General features: G+C 66.5%; 12 protein-coding genes. 5 read left to right on the top strand and 7 right to left on the bottom strand.

Annotated elements, in window-relative coordinates; all coding sequences use genetic code 11:
* Positions 1-28 precede the first annotated feature (28 nt).
* Both RPS27_RS19860 and RPS27_RS19855 read left to right on the top strand, forming a co-directional pair.
* Positions 29-841 (top strand): ABC transporter permease, encoded by an 813-nt coding sequence (locus RPS27_RS19860; RefSeq protein WP_211420116.1) that lies wholly within the window; start codon positions 29-31, stop codon positions 839-841.
* Positions 838-1,623, top strand: a complete 786-nt coding sequence (locus tag RPS27_RS19855; protein WP_212069074.1) for an ABC transporter permease — start codon at positions 838-840, stop codon at positions 1,621-1,623. The genes RPS27_RS19860 and RPS27_RS19855 overlap by 4 nt, the downstream gene beginning before the upstream one ends.
* Positions 1,624-1,717: 94 nt before the next feature.
* Here the strand turns inward: RPS27_RS19855 and RPS27_RS19850 are convergent, their stop codons facing one another.
* On the bottom strand, positions 1,718-4,384 hold the full coding sequence (locus tag RPS27_RS19850) for an EAL domain-containing protein (protein WP_212069073.1): 2,667 nt from the start codon (positions 4,382-4,384) through the stop codon (positions 1,718-1,720).
* 205 nt (positions 4,385-4,589) lie between these two features.
* Entirely contained in the window at positions 4,590-5,240 is a 651-nt protein-coding gene (locus RPS27_RS19845; RefSeq protein WP_212069096.1) for a hypothetical protein, read from the bottom strand.
* A gap of 239 nt (positions 5,241-5,479) precedes the next feature.
* Here RPS27_RS19845 and RPS27_RS19840 point away from each other — a divergent pair, with 239 nt between their 5' ends.
* Positions 5,480-6,556, top strand: coding sequence for a LysM peptidoglycan-binding domain-containing protein (locus tag RPS27_RS19840; protein ID WP_212069072.1), 1,077 nt, complete (start codon positions 5,480-5,482; stop codon positions 6,554-6,556).
* 153 nt (positions 6,557-6,709) lie between these two features.
* The gene (locus RPS27_RS19835) at positions 6,710-8,026 is read left to right on the top strand and encodes a Spy/CpxP family protein refolding chaperone (protein ID WP_212069071.1); all 1,317 of its coding nucleotides are present in this window, start codon (positions 6,710-6,712) and stop codon (positions 8,024-8,026) included.
* Here the strand turns inward: RPS27_RS19835 and RPS27_RS19830 are convergent, their stop codons facing one another.
* From RPS27_RS19830 to RPS27_RS19820, 3 genes are all read right to left on the bottom strand, one after another.
* Complete coding sequence (locus RPS27_RS19830; RefSeq protein WP_212069070.1) at positions 8,027-8,893, bottom strand: hypothetical protein; 867 nt, start codon at positions 8,891-8,893, stop codon at positions 8,027-8,029.
* Positions 8,894-9,215: 322 nt separating this feature from the next.
* Complete coding sequence (locus RPS27_RS19825; protein ID WP_194405522.1) at positions 9,216-11,663, bottom strand: adenylate/guanylate cyclase domain-containing protein; 2,448 nt, start codon at positions 11,661-11,663, stop codon at positions 9,216-9,218.
* A 249-nt stretch (positions 11,664-11,912) separates the two neighbouring features.
* Positions 11,913-13,994 (bottom strand): AsmA family protein, encoded by a 2,082-nt coding sequence (locus RPS27_RS19820; RefSeq protein ID WP_212069069.1) that lies wholly within the window; start codon positions 13,992-13,994, stop codon positions 11,913-11,915.
* Positions 13,995-14,253: 259 nt separating this feature from the next.
* Here RPS27_RS19820 and RPS27_RS19815 point away from each other — a divergent pair, with 259 nt between their 5' ends.
* A complete protein-coding gene (locus RPS27_RS19815) occupies positions 14,254-14,928 on the top strand; it encodes a Crp/Fnr family transcriptional regulator (RefSeq protein WP_063198283.1) in 675 nt (224 codons plus the stop codon).
* A 50-nt stretch (positions 14,929-14,978) separates the two neighbouring features.
* Here the strand turns inward: RPS27_RS19815 and RPS27_RS19810 are convergent, their stop codons facing one another.
* Both RPS27_RS19810 and RPS27_RS19805 read right to left on the bottom strand, forming a co-directional pair.
* Positions 14,979-18,128: an efflux RND transporter permease subunit gene (locus RPS27_RS19810; RefSeq protein WP_313754201.1), complete on the bottom strand. Its 3,150-nt coding sequence runs from the start codon at positions 18,126-18,128 to the stop codon at positions 14,979-14,981.
* Entirely contained in the window at positions 18,128-19,057 is a 930-nt protein-coding gene (locus RPS27_RS19805) for an efflux RND transporter periplasmic adaptor subunit (RefSeq protein WP_194405525.1), read from the bottom strand. The genes RPS27_RS19810 and RPS27_RS19805 overlap by 1 nt, the downstream gene beginning before the upstream one ends.
* Positions 19,058-19,210: the final 153 nt, after the last annotated feature.

Genomic DNA, 19,210 nt, shown 5'->3' with positions numbered 1-19,210 from the left:
GAAGCATCAGCGCCGCGAGCACGGCCTGATGCTGGCATTGGTGTCGCCGGCGCTGCTGGTGATCCTGGCGCTGATCGTGCTGCCGGTCGGCTGGCTCGCCTGGCAGTCGGTCTACCATGACGGCTTCACGCTGGAGAACTATCGCCGCGTCTTCACCGAGGATGTGTACTGGCGCAGCTTTGCGCTGACCTTCGAGATCAGCCTCGCAGTCACCGTGATCGCGCTATTGCTCGGCTATCCCGTGGCTTATCTCGCCAATTCGTTGCCGAAAGGGTGGAGCATCCTCATCCTGTCGCTGGTCGTGCTTCCGTTCTGGACCAGCGTGCTGGTGCGCGCCTATGCCTGGCTGGCCTTGCTGCAGCGTACCGGCGTGATCAACCAGTTCCTGCGCTATCTCGATGTGATCTCGGAGCCGCTCGCGCTGGTCCACAATACGTTCGGCACGGTGGTCGCGACCGTGCATATCCTGCTGCCGTTCATGGTGCTGCCGCTCTATGCCGCCATGCAGAAGATCCCGAACGACCTGATGCAGGCCGGCGCCAGCCTGGGCGCGAGCCCGTCGCTCACCTTCGTCCGCGTGTTCCTGCCGCTGTCGCTGCCGGGCGTGCTCGCCGGCTGCACCATGGTGTTCGTGCTCTGCCTCGGCTTCTACATCACGCCCGAATTGCTCGGCGGCGGTCGCACCGTGATGGTGTCGATGCTCGTCAGCCGCAACGTCGAGCTCTACAACCAGTTCGGCGCGGCGAGCGCCGTCGCGGTGGTGCTGCTCGCGAGCGTGCTCGCGATCTTCTTCGTCGTCAGTCGCTTCATCTCGCTCGATCGCGTGTTGGGGCAGAAATGATGCGCGGCTCAATTGCACGGATTGTACTGTACGTGGTCAGCGCGCTGGTGCTGGTCTATCTGATCCTGCCGGTTCTGATCATCGTGCCGATCTCGTTCTCCAGCGCGCGCTTCCTGACCTTTCCGCCGCCGTCCTTCTCGCTGCGCTGGTACCAGCTTTATTTCTCCAATCCGGCCTGGATGCAGGCGACGCGGGTGACGCTGACGGTCGCACTGCTGACCGTTGCGATCGCGACCCCTTTCGGCGTCGCCGCCGCCTATGCCATCAGCCAGTCGAAGCTGCGGATCATGCGGCTGATCCACATGACGCTGCTGCTGCCGCTGGTGGTGCCCATCATCATCACCGCTGTCGGCATCTTCTTCGTTTACGCCAAGGTCGGCCTGGTCGCGACCATGCCCGGTCTCGTGCTCGCGAACGTGATGCTGGGCCTGCCGTATGTCGTCATCTCCGTCCTGGCCGGCCTGCAGAGCTTCGATCCCGCGCAGGAGATGGTGGCGCGCAGCCTCGGCATGAACCGCCTCCGCAGCTTCTTTGCGGTGACGCTGCCGCAAATCAAGTCCAGCGTGGTCGCTGGTGGCATTTTCGCATTCATCTCGGCAATGGACGAGACCATCGTCGCGCTGTTCATCTCCGGCGGCCAATACCAGCCGCTGACCAAGCGCATGTTCACGGCGCTTCGGGACGAGATCGATCCCACAATTGCAGCGATATCGGCGCTGATGACGGCGGGCTCCTTCCTCCTCGTGCTGCTCGCGACCACAAGACAGGGGAAGAAGACGTAGAGCGAATGGCGGCGTTCAGGCTGAGGCGTTGAGGAGCGCGCCTTTCCCCGCGACCATTTCGCGGAGCGGGCGTCCCTCTGAAGAGGAGGCGTCGCTAAGCTGCCGCCGCCGCCTGCGCCGCCAGCAGCAGCTTCAGCTTCGCCGCCGGCACCGCCGGGCTGAACAGCCAGCCCTGCATCTGGCTGCAGCCGAGCTGACGCAGCACCTCGCGCTGGGCTTCGGTCTCGACGCCTTCGGCGGTCGTCGCCATGCGGCGGGCCGCGGCCATATGCACCACGGCCTGCACGATCGGCGAGGAATCCTCGGACTGGCCGATGTCGCTGATGAAGCTGCGGTCGATCTTGATCTTGTCGAACGGGAAGCGGTGCAGATAGCTCAGCGACGAATAGCCGGTGCCGAAATCGTCGAGCGCGATGCGCACGCCGAGCTCGCGCAGCTGCTGCAGGATCGTCAGCGCCTCCTCGTCGTCACGGATCAGCACGGTCTCGGTGATCTCGAGCTCGAGCCGTCCGGGCGCCAGCCCCGACTCCGCGAGCGCGGCTGCGACCTTGAGCGCCAGCGTCCGCGAGCGGAACTGCACCGGAGAGACGTTGACCGCGATGTGAATCTGGCCGGGCCATGAGGCCGCCTCGCGGCAGGCCTGCCTCAAGACCCATTCGCCGATCTCGCCGATCAGCCCGGTGTCTTCCGCCACGGGAATGAAGTCTGCCGGCGAGATCATGCCGCGCTCCGGATGGCGCCAGCGCAACAGCGCCTCGCAGCCGGTGACGACGTTGGCCGCGAGATCGACCAGCGGCTGGTAGTGCACCTCGAACTCGCCGCGAACCAGCGCCTGGCGCAGATCGAGCTCGAGCTGACGGCGCAGCCGCGCCTTGGCGTCGTATTCGGGCGCGAAGATTCGGTAGGTGCGGCGCCCCTCCGACTTCGCCGCGTACATCGCCAGATCGGCGCGCTTGAGCAGATCGTCGAGATTGTCGCCATGATCGGGCGCGATCGCGATGCCGATGCTGGCGTCGGTCGGGATGTCCTGGCCCTTGCAATCGACCGGCGCGCGCAACGCCGTGAGGATGTTCTCCGCCAGAGCCGTCAGCTCGGCCGGATCGCTCGTGCCGGCCTTGACGATGGCAAACTCGTCGCCCCCGAGCCGCGCGACGAGATCGTTGCCGGACACGCAGGCGCGCAGGCGGTTCGCGACCTGGCGGAGCAATTCGTCGCCGACCTCGTGTCCGAGCGAATCGTTGACGCCCTTGAACTCGTCGACGTCGATATAGAGGATGGCGAACGGCTTGCCCTCGCGGAGTTCGGCAACGCGCCGCTCCAGATGCCCGCGCATCAGCACGCGGTTCGGCAGATCGGTCAGCGCGTCGTAATGCGCCATATGGGCGATGCGCTCGTCGGCGCGGATGCGATCGGTGACGTCCTCGTGGGTCGCGAGCCAGCCGCCGGCGGCGCCGGGCTGGTTCTTGATCTCGATCAGGCGGCCGTCGGCGGTTTCCACGATGGCGGTCTGGGTATTCCCGACATTGCTCAGGATGTCGTCGCAATAGGACGCGACGTCGCCGTGGAACGATCCGGTGTCGTGACGATGCTGGATGACGTCGCGGAACGCGGCGCCGGGCTTCACCACGTCAGGGGACAAGCCGTACATCTCGATGTAGCGCCGGTTGCAGACGATCAGCCGCTCGTCCTGATCGAACATCAGGAGCCCTTGCGTCATCGTGTTCATCGCGGTGTCGAGCCGCTGCTTCTCGAGCGAGAGCCGGCCCGTCATCTGACGGAAGATCAGGAATAGCGTGAGCACCAAGAGGCCGATCGACGCCACGGCGACCGTGACGAAGAATTTCGTCTGCGTGCGCCAGGTCGCGAGCGTCGCGTCGAGCGACTTGGTCGCGACCACGACCAGCGGCTCGCCGGCGAGCAGACGTGAGGCGACGATGCGGTCCTTGCCGTCGATCGGGCTTGCGAGCTGCATGGAGACGAAGGTGCGATCGAACACCGCCATCTGTTCCGGGCTGCCCTTGCGGAAGTTCTGCCCGATCATGGCATCGACACGCGGCATGCGCGCGAGCAACTGGCCGTTCTGGTGGTGCATGGCGATCGAGGATTCTTCGCCCAGCCCGGTCGAGGCGAAGAACGACTCGAGCTGCTCGGGCGCGATCGCGCGCGAGACCAGCCCGAGGAACTCGCCGTGCGGGCCTGAGACGCGCCGCGCGAACACGATCGCCGGCCCGGTGCCGAACCGGCCGGGCACGACCTCGATCTCTTCCTGCGAGGCGGGATCGTTCTTGAGGCGGTTGAAATACCCGCGGTCGGCGACCGAGATATCGGGGACCGGCCAGCGCCGCGACGAGTTGATCAGCATGCCCCGGGAATCGAATAGATTGGCACCGGCAACGTCGGACCAGCCGCTGGCTTTTGCACGCAGCAGCTCGTGCATGGCCAGCGTGCCCATCTCGCTGCGGAACACATCGACGGAGGCGATGCCGCGGCTCTCGAGCTCGGCGATGATGCTCTTCTGCAGCACCGCGAAATCCTCGAACTCGCGGTCGAAATGGCGGGCCAGCAGGCGCACGGAGCTTTCGAGGTGGTCACGGCCGCTCTCGATCGCGTTCTGCCGGAAGCGGTCGACGGTGAGCGCGGTGCCGACAGCCGTCGCGGCCATCAGCACGAAGCCGCCGGCGATCAGCCATGTCAGCGGCGCCCCACGCCAACGGCGGAGCAACGCGCGTCCTCGCGCGGTCCATCGCATCGATGTGCCCATGCAGCCCTCCCGTGGGATGCAAGATGCGGCAAAACCGACAAGACCCGGTTACCAGTAAGGGTTAGCCAAATGTAAATCGGAGCGGAATCAGGAGGTTGGCTTCCTGAGCAAAGCAACCGCAGATCGAGACCCCGCATGGTGCCGCGACGGAAGCGTGTTCCCTCCTTCGTGAGGGGAGGGAACGGAGAGAGCACCGTTGCGGCATCTACCGCTTGATCTCCCAGTTCAACGCTTGTGCGTTGCTCTTGGCGAACATCCTGGGCACGTCGAAGGTCCCCGTCTTGAGGTCGTAGCGGCAGCGCCAATTGGCGAGGCCCTTCACCGCGACGTTCTTCGGATGATTGTCCATTTCGCCTGACAGAGAGATCAGGAGATAGCGGTTGTTGGGCCAGTCGACACCGAGCCAGCGATAGGCATCCTCGGTGCCCTTCATCAGATTGGCCGAGATGTGGTAGTCGAGCTTCATGTTCTTGGTGTCGGGCCGGCTGTGGAAATAGGCCCAGGCGAGGTCGCTGAGCGACTGCTTCGTCGCGTTGACGAAGGCGCCGTTCTCGACATGGTAGAGAAACAGATCCTGCGAGCCCGAGCCGGTCTTCTGCATCCGCACCAGCCATTGCGAGTCGCTGGTGAAGCGGAAGCCGGCGCCATAGCCTTGCTCCGGCTTCAGCTCCGTCATCTGGTTGCCGCGCCGTGCCCAGACCTGCCATTTGACCTCGAAGAGGTCTTCACTGTCCTTCATGTACTGCTCGAGCCTGGTGGCGCCGTCGGGCGAGGTGAAGGCGAGGTCGGCATTGTCGGTGAGGACGTACCCCGGCGGCGGACCGGAGGCCGCGAGCGCAGGGGAGGCGGCGAGCATCAGGACCAGCGTCAGCCCAAATGACAGAGTTGGCGCGGCACGGGAAAATACGGTCACGGCAAAATTCCCTTGAAGAAATGCCGCGACTGCGGCCTTGATCATTGGACACCCGCACCGTGGCGCCGGTTCATCCCTGACAGCGCCGGGACGGCGCTATCATCCCATCGACCGTCTTGCTGCCGCGGCCAAATCGGCGCAATTTGCCGGTCCCGGTCGATTTGCCAATTAAGGTTTTTCCGATGATCACCGCATCCAAGGCCTTTATTGCTTTCTGCCTGCTCGCGCTGGTCGGCACGGTGCTGGTGATCGGCCCGACCGAGCTGGGCCGCCTGCTGCCTGACGGAAGCAAGACCGTGGTCGCCGCCAAGCCGGAGGCCAGGGTCGAACCCAGAGCCGAGGCCAAGGTCGACCTCAAACCCGAGCCGAAACCGGAACAGCCCAAGCTGGCCGCCGTGACGCCGCCTGCACCTGAACCTGCGCCAGCGGCGGTCCCGGCCGCCGAGCCCAAGCCCGAGTCCAAGCCCGAGTCCAAGTCCGCGTCCAAGGCGCCTCTACTGGCCGAGACCCAAAAGCTCGCCACGGCGCTGCCCGATCTCGCGCCGGTCAAGCCGCCGCCGGCGGTCGCCGACACCGGCCCCCGTTTCGACGTCGCCCGCGTCGACGATCACGGCGAGGCGGCGGTGATCGCGGGTCAGGCCGCGCCGGGTGCCAAGGTCGAGCTACTGCGCGACGGCAAGCCGCTCGACAGTGCGATTGCCGACGCCTCGGGCCAGTTCGTGATGACCCCGCCGCAGCTTCCCGCCGGGTCCTATGAGTTGACGCTGCGGGCCAAGGCGCCGGATGGCACGGTCACGCAGTCCGGCCGGACCATGCCGGTGACCATCGCCGAGGCGGCCCCGCCGCCCGCGCGCCCGGTGCCGGTTGCGAAGCAAGAGAACAGGCAAGAGCCGAAGCAGGCCGAGAAGGCCGATGACAAATCGGACGTCGTGGCCGCCCTGCCGTCGGCCTCGCCGCGTCTGGCGTCAGCTGCCCGGCCGAAACCGGCCGGCGCGCCGAAACCCAGGGTCATGGCGCGCGCGCCCGCGGCGACCACGGTGGCCTCGGCCTCGCCGGCCGATGCGCTTCACGCCGCACCGGCGGAGGCCGGCGGCAGCCGGGTGATCTCCCGCGGCGACAGCCTGTGGACGCTCAGCCGGCTCGCCTATGGCGACGGCGCCCGCTACGCCGTGATCTTCAACGCCAACCGCGACAAGATCCACAATCCCAATCTGATCTATCCCGGCCAGACCTTCGTGATGCCGCAAAAGGCGGAGTGAGCGGGCGTCCCCGCGTCGTTCGTGCAGGGCATTTGAGAACGCCCCCGCGACGCTTTGCCCCGCATCCCCCGGGAACAATTGGTTCCCTCGCGCGTCATTTGCCTGCGGCGCAGTGCGCGCTTGGAGGAGGCCGAATTGGTCAGGTCGGCGGTCATGTCGGGACGCATGGGACTGGCGCTGACCGGCGCGACCCTCCTGATTGCGGCCGTGCTGCTGCCCGAGAGAGCCGACGCCCAGTTCGGTTTGCGCGGCGGTCCGTTCGGCGTCGCGCGTTTCGCCGTCGGCCACGTGATCGGCATGTCGCGCCTGCGCCATTCCCGCATGGCGGTGCGGGGCGGCCGCTACCGCTCTGCTGCGCTGAGATCGCAAGATCCACGTCAGGACCCGCGCGGTGCCGAGCGCGGCCAGCTTGCCAACCCCTATGTTCTGCGCGCGGCGCTGACGGCGCAAGCCGCGCTTGCGGGATGGCAGGGCGGCCGCCGCCCGCAAGGCTGGTGGCGTCATCCCGACGGCAGCTATGGCTGGGTCGGGCCGGTGTTCTGGCCGTTCGCGCATGACGATCTCACCAATGCTGTGATCTCGGGCGATGCGACCAGCCTCTCGCTCTACGGCTATGGCGATATCTATGCCGCGATCTTCGCGCCCTATGCGGCGACCGAGGTCGCGGCCTACACCGCGCCGCAGGGCAAACGCGCGCGCCGGATTCCATCGGCGCAGAACGTCTGCGATGCCAGCGAACCCGGCGGCTTTCCGGTGGATCGCATCGCCGCGGCCGTAGCACCGAACGAATTGCAACGCACCGCGCTCGACGCGCTCGTGACGGCCTGGAGCGAAGCCCGCGACAGCATCCGTGCCGCCTGCCCATCGCAAGTGCCCGAGACCGCGGCGGAGCGCCTCGGCCTCATGCGCGAGCGGCTCGAAGCCATGATCAAGGCCCTCGACGCGGTCGCGGCGCCGCTGTCGAAATTCACCGGCCTGCTCGACGACGATCAGAAGGCCCGGCTCAATGCCATCGCCGATCAGCGCCGCGCCGCGTTTGCGTCGATGCAGCGCAAAAATCCGAACAAGGGCGCGAACAAGGATCCGAACAAGGATGCGCAGGCGGCCGCCGCCTGCAGCGCCGACGCCGATCCCCGCTATGACGAGAAGCTGCAACGTCAATACGAGCAGCTGGTGCAGCAGCAATGGCCTGCGGGCGACATCGCTACCACGCTGCGCCTCGACGAGACCGCCCGCGCCCGCCTCGAGGTGCTGCAGGACACCACCCTGCGTACCATGGAAACGCTGAGCGCGTGCCCTACGGAGGCAGCCGCGACGCCGCAGGCCCGCCTCACCGCCGCGAAAGCGCGGCTGCAGACGATGCTTGCCGCCGTGAACGCCGTCACCGATGCGCTCGATGATTTCGAGGCCGATCTGAGCGATGAGCAGAAGGCGGGGTTCGAGGCGATCGGGCCGAAGCGCGGGGCGTGATCAGCCGCACGCCCAGTCGAACTTCATGTCCTTGAAGTCGAGCTGCGCGTTGCCGCCGCCGAAATTGTAGCCGCCGAAATATTCCTCGAACTCGATGTAGAACGGGCTCATCTCCGGCACCTGCTGGCAGGGCCGCATGGTGCCGCCGAGATGGTCGCGGGCGTAATCCTTGGCCCAATCATGCAGGCGGTAGTTCTCGGTGGTCGGGACGCCGCCGGCAAAATAATAGTAGGACTGATAGTCGCTCGGCGGGTTGCGCGGGATATGCGGATCTTGTGGGGCCTTGCCGGCGTTGGGATCGGTCGCGCGCGGCATCAGGCCGATTGCGAGGGTCTCGGCCAGATCGGCACGCGGAGGGCGGGCGAACATCTTCTGCGCGAAGGGCGGAGCGGCCTCGAAGAAAGCGCAGGCGCCGCCGACATCGAGCCAGCGCGGCCGATCGGCCGTCGCCAGCGCAAGCGGCGCCGGCGGTGTCGCGAACGGGCCTTCGTATTCGGCTTTGGTCAGCAGCAGGGCGGCATATTCGTAGTCTAGAATGTCGGTCATGCGCGACAGGCGTGGATGCGAGGGCCGCGCCATGACCGCGTTCCGGACTTCAGGATCATCAGGCGCGCCGCCGTCATTGTGATCGGGCGGGGTGGCGAAGAACGACACTGCGATGATGTCCTCGCCATGCACGCGATAATCCTCCGGCAGCTTCAGCGTGAAGCCGTGCATCAGCGGATAGCCGGTGACGGGATCGAGCGGCCATTGCTCGCTCGAGATGCCCGGCGGCAACCCATAGACCCAGCCCTGGTCGCTTACCCGGTCAGCGGGCCGGTCCAGCATCTGCAGATCATAAGCACGCGAAGGCAAGGCAAACGCCACGGACCGTCTCCATCCAGGTTCGAGCCTCGCCGTTGAGGCGAGGGTTAGTCGCGGGGAAGGTGGATGTGGTTCGGAGGATGACGGGATGATGCAGCTCTGCCGATGTTTTGGCCGACGTGTCAAAGAGCCTTGCAATCCGGCGTCTGGGCAATCCCCTAACTCATTGATCTTGCAGACCCCGCCTACTGTGCATGGGGTTGTTTTTCGCATTTTGCTTGAGGCCGTAGCCCGGATGGAGCGACGCGCAATCCGGGACTGCTGTCGATTGTGGCACGCCCGGATTTCGCTTCGCTCCATCCGGGCTGCGATGCCGCTGCAGCCGCTATCCCCGCATCCGCACCGCCGCCGCATCCACCACGTTGTCCGCCTCCTCGTGCCAGCTCAGGATCTCCATCGCCAGCACGGGGTGGTTGAAGCCCTTGAGCTGGAGATCGTCGAGCGGCTGCGCTTCGACCCAGGGCTCGACCATGCCGTAGACGCGGCGGCTCACCACGATCTGGTTGGGCTTGGCCTCGCCGCACAGGCGCGAGGCGAGGTTGGTGACGCTGCCGATCGCGGCATATTCCAGCCGCTGCTCGAAGCCGACCTGGCCGAGCGTGGCATAGCCGAGCGCGATGCCGATGCCGAAGCCGAGGCTGTGTCCGCGGTTGCGCCAACGCTCGGTGAGGGGGCCGATGGTGTCGCGCATCTCCACCGCCATCTTCACGGCGCGCCTGGTGTGGTCCTCGAACTGGATCGGCGCGTTGAACAGGATCATCACGCCGTCGCCGGCATATTTGTCGAGCGTGCCCTCGTATTTGAAGATCAGCTCGCCGAGCGCGGCGTGATATTCGCGCAGCACGTTCATCGCCTCTTCCGGCTCGGTCGCCTCCGTGAACGCGGTGAAGCCGCGCAGATCGCAGAACACCACCGTCACTTCGCGGCGCTGGCTGGTGAGTAGTCCTTCCGGGCTGTCGGAGGAGGCGATCAGCTGCGCCACCTGCGGCGCCAGGAAACGCTCGAGCTTGCGGATGCGCTCGATCTCGCCGAGCTGGGTCTGGACCCGCTCCTCCAGCGACTTGTTCCAGTCCTTCAGCTGCTCGGTCTGCCTCCGCAGCTGGTCGGCTTGCGCGCGCACGGTCTCGTTCGCCGCCCCGAGCTCGCGGCCCTTGTGATCGACCTCGGTGAACAGGCGTGCATTGCGCATCGCCAGCACGGCCTGGTTGGCGAAGGTGCGCATCAGGCCGATGATGCTAGGTGCGAACTCGCCGCCGGCGCGGCGCAGCACCACCAGCGAGCCGAGCGTGCCCTGCTGGTCGACCAGCGGCACCACAAGCACCGAGTGGAAGCCGGCCGCGAGCGCGACCTCGCGCAGCGGCTGCTCGGCGGCCTGTTCGAGATCGGCCAGCGCGATCGGCTCGCCGCTCCCAGCGGCATCGCTCAGGATGTTCTCGCCATCGTCGATGGTGACATGCGCGCCGTCGGCGGATTTGTCGATGCCGCCGGCCTCGACCAGGTTGAAGCGGCGCCGCTCGGCATCGAAGCCGTAGATCAGCACGGCATCGGCATGGGTGATCTCGATCGCGCGCGCGGCGATCGTCGACAGCACGGCGTTGAGATCGAGCGAGGCGGCGAGCGCGCGGCCGACCTCCTCCAGCACCTTCAGCTCGTTGATGGACTGCGCGAGGTCGCGCGTGCGCTCCTCGACCTTGGTCTCCAGGTTCGAATAGGTCTCCTGGATCTGGCCGGCCATCCGGTTGAACTGACCGGCGAGGTCCTCCAGCTCGTCCGAGGTGTGCACGTCGATGCGGTGACTGAAATCGCCTTCGCCGAGCAGTTGCGCACCGTCACGCAGCGCCGTGATCGGGATGATCATGCGGCGGGCGAGCAGCGTGCCGGCGAGGATCGCGACCATCAGGCCGATGCCGATCAGCAGCGCGATGCGCACCAGCTGGTCGCGGATCGGCATCAGGGCCTGCGTGGTCGGCTGCTCGAACAGCACGCTCCAGCCGAGCTTCGGCACGGTGCTCGCGGCGCTCATCACCGAATGCCCGTTGAAGTCGGTGCCCGTGCTGTCGCCCTCGTGGCCGGGCGCGATCGCGGCCGCGACCTGCGGCAGCTTCGATAGATCCTTGCCGACCTCGGGGCCCTTCGAGGACGTCGCCAGCACGCGGCCGCGCGGATCGACCACATAGGCGAAGGCGGCCTTGCCGACCTGCGCGTCGGACAGGAAGTCCGAGAGAAAGCCGAGATCGATCTCGGCCACGGTGACGCCGGCATTGAAGCCGGAATGCGCCACCGAGATCGACATCAACGGCGTGCCGCCGGCGAACCAGGCCGGCGCATAGCTGACGCCGCGGGCAACGGTCTCGGTAAAGCGGATGTCGCGGGAAAGGTCCGCGTTGCTGCCGGTCGTGGTCGACTGGCGCGAGACGCGCAGCACCTCGCGGCCTTCGCCGTTGAGCTGGAACAGCTGGTTGACGACCGAGACCTGGTGCAGCAGCGACGCATAGTCGGCGCGGCGCTTCTCGAGCGTGTCCTGGCTCGCCCGCGTCACCCAGCTGATCTGGCGATCGAGCTCGGAGATCGACTGCTCGATGCGCCGGGCGGCGCTCTGCGCCTTGTCCTCCAGGCCGTCGGTCAGCTGGGTCTTGGTGGCGCGGTAGGAGATCCAGGTCTCCATCGCACCGTTGACGGCGAGGACGAACACGACGAGGCCGACGAGGGAGACGACGTATTTGGCGAACAGGCCCCCGCGCAGAGATCGTGTCTTGTCGTTCGCTCCTGCCATCCCGATCCTCTCGCGCCGCCATCGACGCCGGCGCTACGGGCCGTAGGCCCTGCGGGGCCGTTCTATCACAATTTGGGCCAAAGGACCGCCGCGCGGCCGGGCCGACCGGCCGGATTGGTTACCCGCTGTGGACGCCGGGGGCAGACGGAAGGGGCTGAATTGTCGCAGCCTCATCCGTTCGGAGGAAGCCGGGGGCGGGCAGGCTGATGTAAGGGGATTGCCGTGGAGCCCAGCCCGCCGATCCGACCATCACCGGTTAAAGAGTTGCCGCAGCACGTCGTTCATTGGCTGACTGTCCTGCTGCGCGACCGGCGGGTCGTCCATAGCGGGGGGCGCGGGCGAGGCCTGCGGCCCCGGTGTGGAGGGGGTCGCCGGCAGGCTGCGGCTGCGGCCACTGCCACTGCCTGGCGCGGCGCCGGTGCTGCTTCCCGCGCCACTCGACAAGCCCTGCTGAATCAAATTGCCGATCGCCGCCCCCAGCGGGCCGCCGAGCAGATCATTCTGCCCCGGCTGCTGGGCCTGCGGATTGGCAGTGCCGGCGGGATTGCCGCCCGGCGCGGCGGCTCCGCCAAGACCAAGATTGCTACCGAGGCTGCCCAGGATGTTGCCGAGCCCGGCGCCGTCGGGGCCGAACAAGCCCTTGCCCATCTCGCGCAGCTTGGCATAGGCGGCGTCCGGATTGTCGAGCATGCCGGCCATATCGGGGTAGATCCGCGGCTGCGACCAGGAGCCCTGGATCATCACGGGAATGCCGAAGCCGACCGGTTCGTTGGCGCGGCCCTGGCCCTCGGTCGTCATCACCAGCTTCGGCTCGACGCGAAAACCCATCATCTTGGTGTCGAGCGCGATGGTGCCGGCGCCGGTGACGCGCACCAGCGGACCGATCAGGTTGAGATCGGTCGTGACCGCCTGACCCTTGTCGATGCGGAACGAGGCCGAGAGCTGCGACAGGTCCGTGCTCTGCTCTTGACTGGCGCTCTGGTTGTCTTGCCAGCCGGACAGCGTGCCCGATGTCAGCGAGCGGATCATCTGCGCGACATTGATGCCGCGGATGGCGCCGTCCTGGAAATTGACGAAGGCGGTGCCCTGCATGTTCGCCATCAGCGCGCGCTGGCTGGTGCCGGCGCTGCGCAGCGCGAGCTTGGCCTGCAGCTTGCCGTCGATGCGATCGAATTCGGCAAGGCCCTGCAGCAGCGGCAGCGCGCGCACGCCGACGAGGTCGGAGTGCATGGCAAAGCTCGGCGCGCCCGTGGTCGCATCGAGGATCACTTCACCCGAGACCTGGCCGCCATAGGCGCCGAGATTGGCGGTGCCGGCCTTCAGCACGCCGCCGGCGAGTTTGGCATCGAGCGCCAGCGGCGCAATGCGGGCATCGCCGATCACGGCCTCGTTCGCGGAGATCCTGATCTGGGCGTCGACATAATTGAGCCCGGACACGTCGATCGGCGCATTGCTCCAGGGCTGCCCGGACGTCCCCTGCGGCGATTTCGCCAGCGGAACCGACAGCCGCTGGAAGTCGAGATCGACCTTCACCAGCGGCTTGCTCGCAATGTCGACCGACGCCCAGCCGTTGAAGGCGCCGTCGCCGAGCCTGCCATTCACGCCGTTGATCATCACGAGATCGCCGTTCAGCCGCATCTCGGCATGGCCTGTGAGCTGGGACTTGAGCACATCGGGCATGTCGATGGCGAAATCCACCGGGATCGTCGGCCGGTCGGCCGGCGGCGCCGGCGTCGTCGCCTTGATGTCGAACTTGGTCGGGTGCTCGCCGACGCGCGCGGTGCCGGTGATGTTGACCTTGCGGTCGCGGCCCACGACTGCGTCGGCGTTGATGGCGCTGATGCGGCCCTCGACACGATCACGCACGCGCGCGAACGCGACTTCGCCGTCGGTGACCTTGACGCGGGCGATCGAGGCGCCGTTCGCATCGATCGCGAGCGGCTTCGACGCGCCTCCCGCATTCGGCAGGCGCTCACGCAGCAGCGGCTGGTAGAGCACGGGATGGGTGACGATGAGCTCGCTGATGTCGGGGCGGCCCGACCACACGCTGGAGAGCGACATGTCGGCCTGCACGCTGTCGATCGTCAGGCGCGTGATGCCGCTGCGATCCCGGGGGTCGGCAAGTGTGAGGTCGTTCAGGGTGACGTTCAGCGTCGGCCACAGGCTGATCTTCGTCGTGCCGTCGATCGACAGCCGATAGCCGGTCGCACTCTCGACGCGCGAGGCGATCGTCGAGCTCAGGAAGCCCGATGGGATCCCGATCACCAGCAGGAGCACGATCACGATGATGACGGCGGCCAAAGCCGCGCCGGCGAATTTCACTACTCTCATCTCGACTTTCCAGCGACGGACAATCGGCGTCGAATCCCGCGGATGACCGTCCTTTGCACCCGTCCTTTGCGCCGGAGTTTATCCCCGGACGGGAAGCGGCTCCAAGCGCGTAAAAATAGTCAGGGGGTGCTGCAAAGTTATGTGACTTATGACACACTTCCTCGGCGCGGTTTTACGCGATCCTGACGGTGATGATTTCAAGCGATTTGCCGAGACCACTGACAAGACACCTGACCTGGACGTTCACAAGGACATTGAAATGAGCAAGCAGGCCGAATTTGCGGTCATTCTGAAGATGAACGCGATGTTCGCGGATCTCGGTACAGACGAGCTCCAGCGGCTGTCGAATCTCTGCCACACCCAGCATCTGGGCAATGGCGAGGTGCTGTTCCAAAAGGGCGATCCCGGGGACGCGCTGTTCGGCGTGCGCCGCGGCCAGGTCCGCATCGAGACCGGCGCCTCCGACGGCAGCCGGCTGACGCTCAATTTCATGGGACCGGGCGACCTGTTCGGCGAAGTGGCGGTGCTCGACGGCCAGAATCGCACCGCGGATGCGACCGCTGGCGAGGCCAGCGAATTGTTCGTGCTGCGGCGCGAAGATTTTCTCGCCTTCCTCGAACGCGAGCCGAAGGTCGCGATCAAGATTATCGCGCTGCTGTGCCAGCGCATCCGCTGGCAGAGCGAGCGCATGGAAGAATCCATGCTGCAGCCGCTGCCGGTGCGCCTGGCGCGACGGCTTTGCGCGCTCGCCGCCGATTTCGGCTCCGAGGTGCACATCTCGCAGGAACAGCTCGGCGTCTTCGTCGGCGCCGCTCGCGAGAGCGTCAACCGTCAGCTCCAGGCCTGGCGCAAGGAAGCGATCCTCGATCTGCAGCGCGGCCGGATATTGCTGAGGAACATGACCAAGCTGACGGCGATCGCGCGGAACGAGTAGGGCTTTAACCGCTCGTCTTCCTCCAGTGCACGAGCGTGGCCTTCTGAATCCTATTCCGCCGCAGGATGCACGATGGTCTTCGGCGCCGGCCCCGCTTCTGCAGGGGCCGCTCCGTGATGCCCGGTGACCCCGGCGTCCTCGCTGTGCACGATCAGCCGCTTGGCGAAGCGCCAGATCAGGGCGCCGAAATCGTCCATCACCATGAACATCGCGGGCACGAACACCAGCGACAGGATGGTGGAGAAGATCAGGCCGCCGATCACCGCGAGCGCCATCGGCGAGCGGAACTCGCCGCCGGCGCCGACCGCGAGCGCGCTCGGCATCATGCCCGCGGCCATCGCGATCGTGGTCATCACGATCGGGCGGGCACGCTTCATGCCGGCGTCGATCATCGCCTCGTCGCGCGGCTTGCCGGCGTGAATGGCTTCGATCGCGAACTCCACCAGCATGATTGCGTTCTTGGTGACGATGCCCATCAGCATCAGGATGCCGATCCACACCGGCGTCGTGAGCTGCTTGCCGGTGAGGAGCAGAGCCGCGATGGCGCCGCCGATCGAGAGCGGCAGCGAGAACAGGATGGTGATCGGCTGCAGGAAGGTGCCGAACAGCAGCACGAGCACCGCGTAGACCATCATCAGGCCGGCCGTGATCGCGGTGGCGAAGCCGTCCGACAGCTCGTTCAGGCTCTCGGCGTCGCCGGAGGGCGAGACCTTCACACCCTTCGGCCGGCTCTTCATCACCGGCAGGTCGTAGATCTTCTTGGTGGCGTCGCCGAGCGCGGCCGAGCCGACGAGATCGGCGGCGACCGTCGCCTGCCGCTCGCGGTCGTAGCGGTTGATGCTGGTCGGACCCTGGTCGAGCTTGACGTCGGCGATGACCGAGAGCGGCACGCCGCCCTTCTCACCGTGCTCGCCGAGCGGCACGCGCAATTGCTCCAGCGTCTTCAGATTGCCGCGGGCGGCGTCCTCGAGCTGCACGCGGATCGGCACCAGGCGGTCGCCGACGTCGAATTTGGCGAGCGCGGGTCCGACATCGCCGATGGTGGCGACGCGGATGGTCTGCGACAGGCTTTCGGTCGAGACGCCGAGCCGCGCGGCGAGATCGGCGCGCGGTTCGACGCGCAGCTCGGGCCGCTCCAGCGTGGTCTCCGAGATCACGTTGGAGATGGTCGGAATTCGCTTCATCTGCGTCGCGAGCTCGCTCGCGAAATTGTTGACGATGTTGGCGTCGACGCCGGTCACGACCAGCGAGATGGCGCGCAGGCCGTTCTCGTCGAGGAACCAGAAGCGGATATCGGGAATGTTCTCCAGTTCCTGGCTGATCGAGAATTCCAGCTCGCGCTGGGTGATGTCGCGGGCATCCTTGGGCGTGTAATTGATGATCAGTGCGGCGCGCCGGACTTCCTGCGTGCCCGGCGGGACGCGCCCGCCGTCGACGAAGATGCTCTTCACCTCGGGCCGTTTGCGCAGGCGCGCGACAATGTCCTCGGTGACCTTTTCGGTGTAGGCGAGCTGGGTGCCCGGCGGCAATTCGAGGGCCATCAGCGAACGCGCGCTGTCCTGCGCCGGCAGGAAGCCCTGCGGCAGCAGCGTGATGCTCCAGATCGAGGCGGCGAACACGCCGAAACCGATCAGCACCGTGATGAAATAGTGCCGCACCGACCAGGCCACGATGCGGTGATAGGACCGCAGGATGCGCCCGGGCGGCGGCTCCTCGTGATGGCCATGCTTGAGGAAGTAGGCGGCCAGCACCGGCGTGACGAAGCGCGCGGCGAGCAGCGAGAAGAACACCTGCACCGAGACGGTGATGCCGAACTGCTTGAAGAACTGTCCGGCGATGCCCGACATGAAGCTCGCGGGCGCGAAGATCGCGATGATGGTCAGCGAGATCGCGATCACGGCGAGGCCGATCTCGTCGGCGGCCTCGAGCGCGGCGCGATAGGGCGATTTGCCCATGTTCATGTGCCGGACGATGTTCTCGATCTCGACGATGGCGTCGTCGACCAGGATACCCGTCGACAGCGTGATGGCGAGGAAGCTGACGAGGTTCAGCGAGAAGCCGAGCAGGTCCATCGCCCAGAACGCCGGGAAGATCGACAGCGGCAGCGAGATCGCGGCAATGATGGTGGCGCGCAGGTCCCGCAGGAACAAGAGCACGATGACGACGGCGAGGATGGCGCCCTCGAACAGGGTCGAGATCGCCGCGTGGTAATTGCCGTTGGTGTATTCGACCGAGGTGTCGATCACCTTCAGGTCGACGTCGGGATAGGCGGCCTTGAGCGCGTCGACGCGCTTCTGCACGGCCTCGGCCACCTTGACGTCGCTGGCGCCCTTGGAGCGCTTGATGCCGAGCGCGACGATCGGCTCGCCGTTGAAGCGGGCGAAGGTGCGGCGGTCGGCGATGGTGTCGGTGACGGTGCCGAGATCGTCGAGCCGGACCTCGCCGCCGCCGAACAGCGGGATCATGGTGCCGGCGAGGTCGCTCAGGGTCTTGGCGCCCGCGAGCGTGCGGATCGCCTGGTCGTTCTTTCCGATCTCGGCGCGGCCGCCGGCGACGTCGACATTGGTGCCGCGCAGGCTCTGGCTGACATTGACCGCGGTCAGCCCCATCGCCTGCAGGCGATCAGGGTCGAGCGAGACCAGAATCTCGCGCTCGACACCGCCGATGCGCTCGACCTGCGCGACGCCGCGCACGCCTTGCAGCGCGCGCTTGACCACGTCGTCGACGAAATAGGAGAGCTGCTCCGGCGTCTTGCCGGGCGAGATCGCGGCGTAGGTGACGATCGGCAGGCCGATTACGTCGACGCGCTGGATCAGCGGCTCGGTGACGTTCTGCGGCAGGTTGGAGCGCACGCGCGTCACCGCGTCCTTGACGTCGTTCAGGGCGCGGTCGGTGTTGGTCTCCAGTGCGAACTGGATCGTGGTGACCGACACGCCGTCCGTGATCTGCGAGGTGATGTGCCGCACGCCCTCGACGCCGGAGACCGCGTCTTCGACCGTCTTGGTGACCTGGGATTCAAGCTCGGCGGGTGCCGCGCCGAATTGCGAGACCACCACCGAAATCACGGGAATGTCGGCCGACGGCAGCCGCGTCACCGCGAGCTTGGTGAAGGAGACCCAGCCGAGAATCAGGAGGATGATCGAGAAGACGACCGACGGCAGCGGATTGCGGATCGACCAAGCCGAGATATTGAGAGCCATCAGCGTACCCGCGTGCGATCGAGTTCATCGGCGAACATGGTCTTGATCTGGTCGCCGTCGTGGAGGGACGAACCGGCATCGGCCACGACGATTTCGCCGACGTCGAGGCCTTCCAGAATTTCCGTTGCGCTGTCGGACGACAGTCCGACGCGCACCTTGCGCGTCTCGATCGTGTTGCCCTTGACGACCTGAATGGTGAGATGGTCGATCGCGGTCTTGGGGATCGAGACGCCGCAGCTTCGCTTGGCGTCGATCGAGGCGCGCGCGAACACGCCGACCTTCAGCGAGGGATTGTTGGTGACGCTGATGCGGACGCGGCCGAGCTGCGTGGCGCGGTCGATTTCGGGCGCGACCAGCCGGACCCGGCCGATCAGGTCGGGTGCGTCGTCGCGGCTGATGCGCACGGTGGCGCCGGAATTGAGCTTGGGCATGTGCACCGCCGGGACCTGGGCATCGAGCTCGATCTCGTTGTTGACGGCGATGCGGAACATCGGGCCGGCCTGCGGCGAGGCCGGCGCGCCGACGATGGTGCGGACTTCGGTGACGAGGCCCGGCGCAGGCGCCTTCAGCGAAATCGGACCTTGCGGGCCCGGTCGCTGCGGCTGGCCCGGGATCTGCGGCGGCGCGGTGAGGCGCGCCAGCTCCTGATTGTCGGCGACGATTGCGCCCTCGGTGACCAGGAGGTCGGTGACCTTGGAGCCTTCCTGGTCGGCGATGACCACGGCCTCGCGGCGCGGCACGAAGAAGCCGGTCACGCGCACGAGATCGGAGAAGCAGGCATTGGTCGACTTCGTCACGATGACGAGCGCCTCGCTTTGCGTCTCCTTCGGCTCGGGGCGCTTGCGATGCTCGAACAGGTAATAGCCGACGCCGAGCGCGACCACGAACACCACGGTTCCGGCGGGCTTGAGATATTGGGAGAGATTCATCGCCGGATCATCCTGGCCGGGCTCACGGCCGTCCGCACGAGGCCCATGAAAAGCGTTTCCCTGAAACGAAGCGGCGTCCCGCAAGGCTGCGGGACGCGCGTTGGGAGCGAGACGTTACACCACATCACGACTTGTCACTGCAAAAGGATTACG

The sequence above is a fragment of the Bradyrhizobium sp. WYCCWR 12699 genome (assembly GCF_032144035.1).
Lineage (GTDB): Bacteria > Pseudomonadota > Alphaproteobacteria > Rhizobiales > Xanthobacteraceae > Bradyrhizobium.
The sequence above is the reverse complement of the archived record's forward strand: the minus strand, read 5'-3'. Positions and strand labels throughout refer to the sequence as shown.

What these genes read in the sequence shown, in the direction of transcription:
- RPS27_RS19860 (WP_211420116.1), top strand. Translation starts at nt 29, where the DNA reads ATGCTGGCATTGGTGTCGCCGGCGCTGCTGGTGATCCTGGCGCTGATC.
- RPS27_RS19855 (WP_212069074.1), top strand. Translation starts at nt 838, where the DNA reads ATGATGCGCGGCTCAATTGCACGGATTGTACTGTACGTGGTCAGCGCG.
- RPS27_RS19850 (WP_212069073.1), bottom strand. Translation starts at nt 4,384, where the DNA reads ATGGGCACATCGATGCGATGGACCGCGCGAGGACGCGCGTTGCTCCGC.
- RPS27_RS19845 (WP_212069096.1), bottom strand. Translation starts at nt 5,240, where the DNA reads ATGCTCGCCGCCTCCCCTGCGCTCGCGGCCTCCGGTCCGCCGCCGGGG.
- RPS27_RS19840 (WP_212069072.1), top strand. Translation starts at nt 5,480, where the DNA reads ATGATCACCGCATCCAAGGCCTTTATTGCTTTCTGCCTGCTCGCGCTG.
- RPS27_RS19835 (WP_212069071.1), top strand. Translation starts at nt 6,710, where the DNA reads ATGTCGGGACGCATGGGACTGGCGCTGACCGGCGCGACCCTCCTGATT.
- RPS27_RS19825 (WP_194405522.1), bottom strand. Translation starts at nt 11,663, where the DNA reads ATGGCAGGAGCGAACGACAAGACACGATCTCTGCGCGGGGGCCTGTTC.
- RPS27_RS19820 (WP_212069069.1), bottom strand. Translation starts at nt 13,994, where the DNA reads ATGAGAGTAGTGAAATTCGCCGGCGCGGCTTTGGCCGCCGTCATCATC.
- RPS27_RS19815 (WP_063198283.1), top strand. Translation starts at nt 14,254, where the DNA reads ATGAGCAAGCAGGCCGAATTTGCGGTCATTCTGAAGATGAACGCGATG.
- RPS27_RS19810 (WP_313754201.1), bottom strand. Translation starts at nt 18,128, where the DNA reads ATGGCTCTCAATATCTCGGCTTGGTCGATCCGCAATCCGCTGCCGTCG.
- RPS27_RS19805 (WP_194405525.1), bottom strand. Translation starts at nt 19,057, where the DNA reads ATGAATCTCTCCCAATATCTCAAGCCCGCCGGAACCGTGGTGTTCGTG.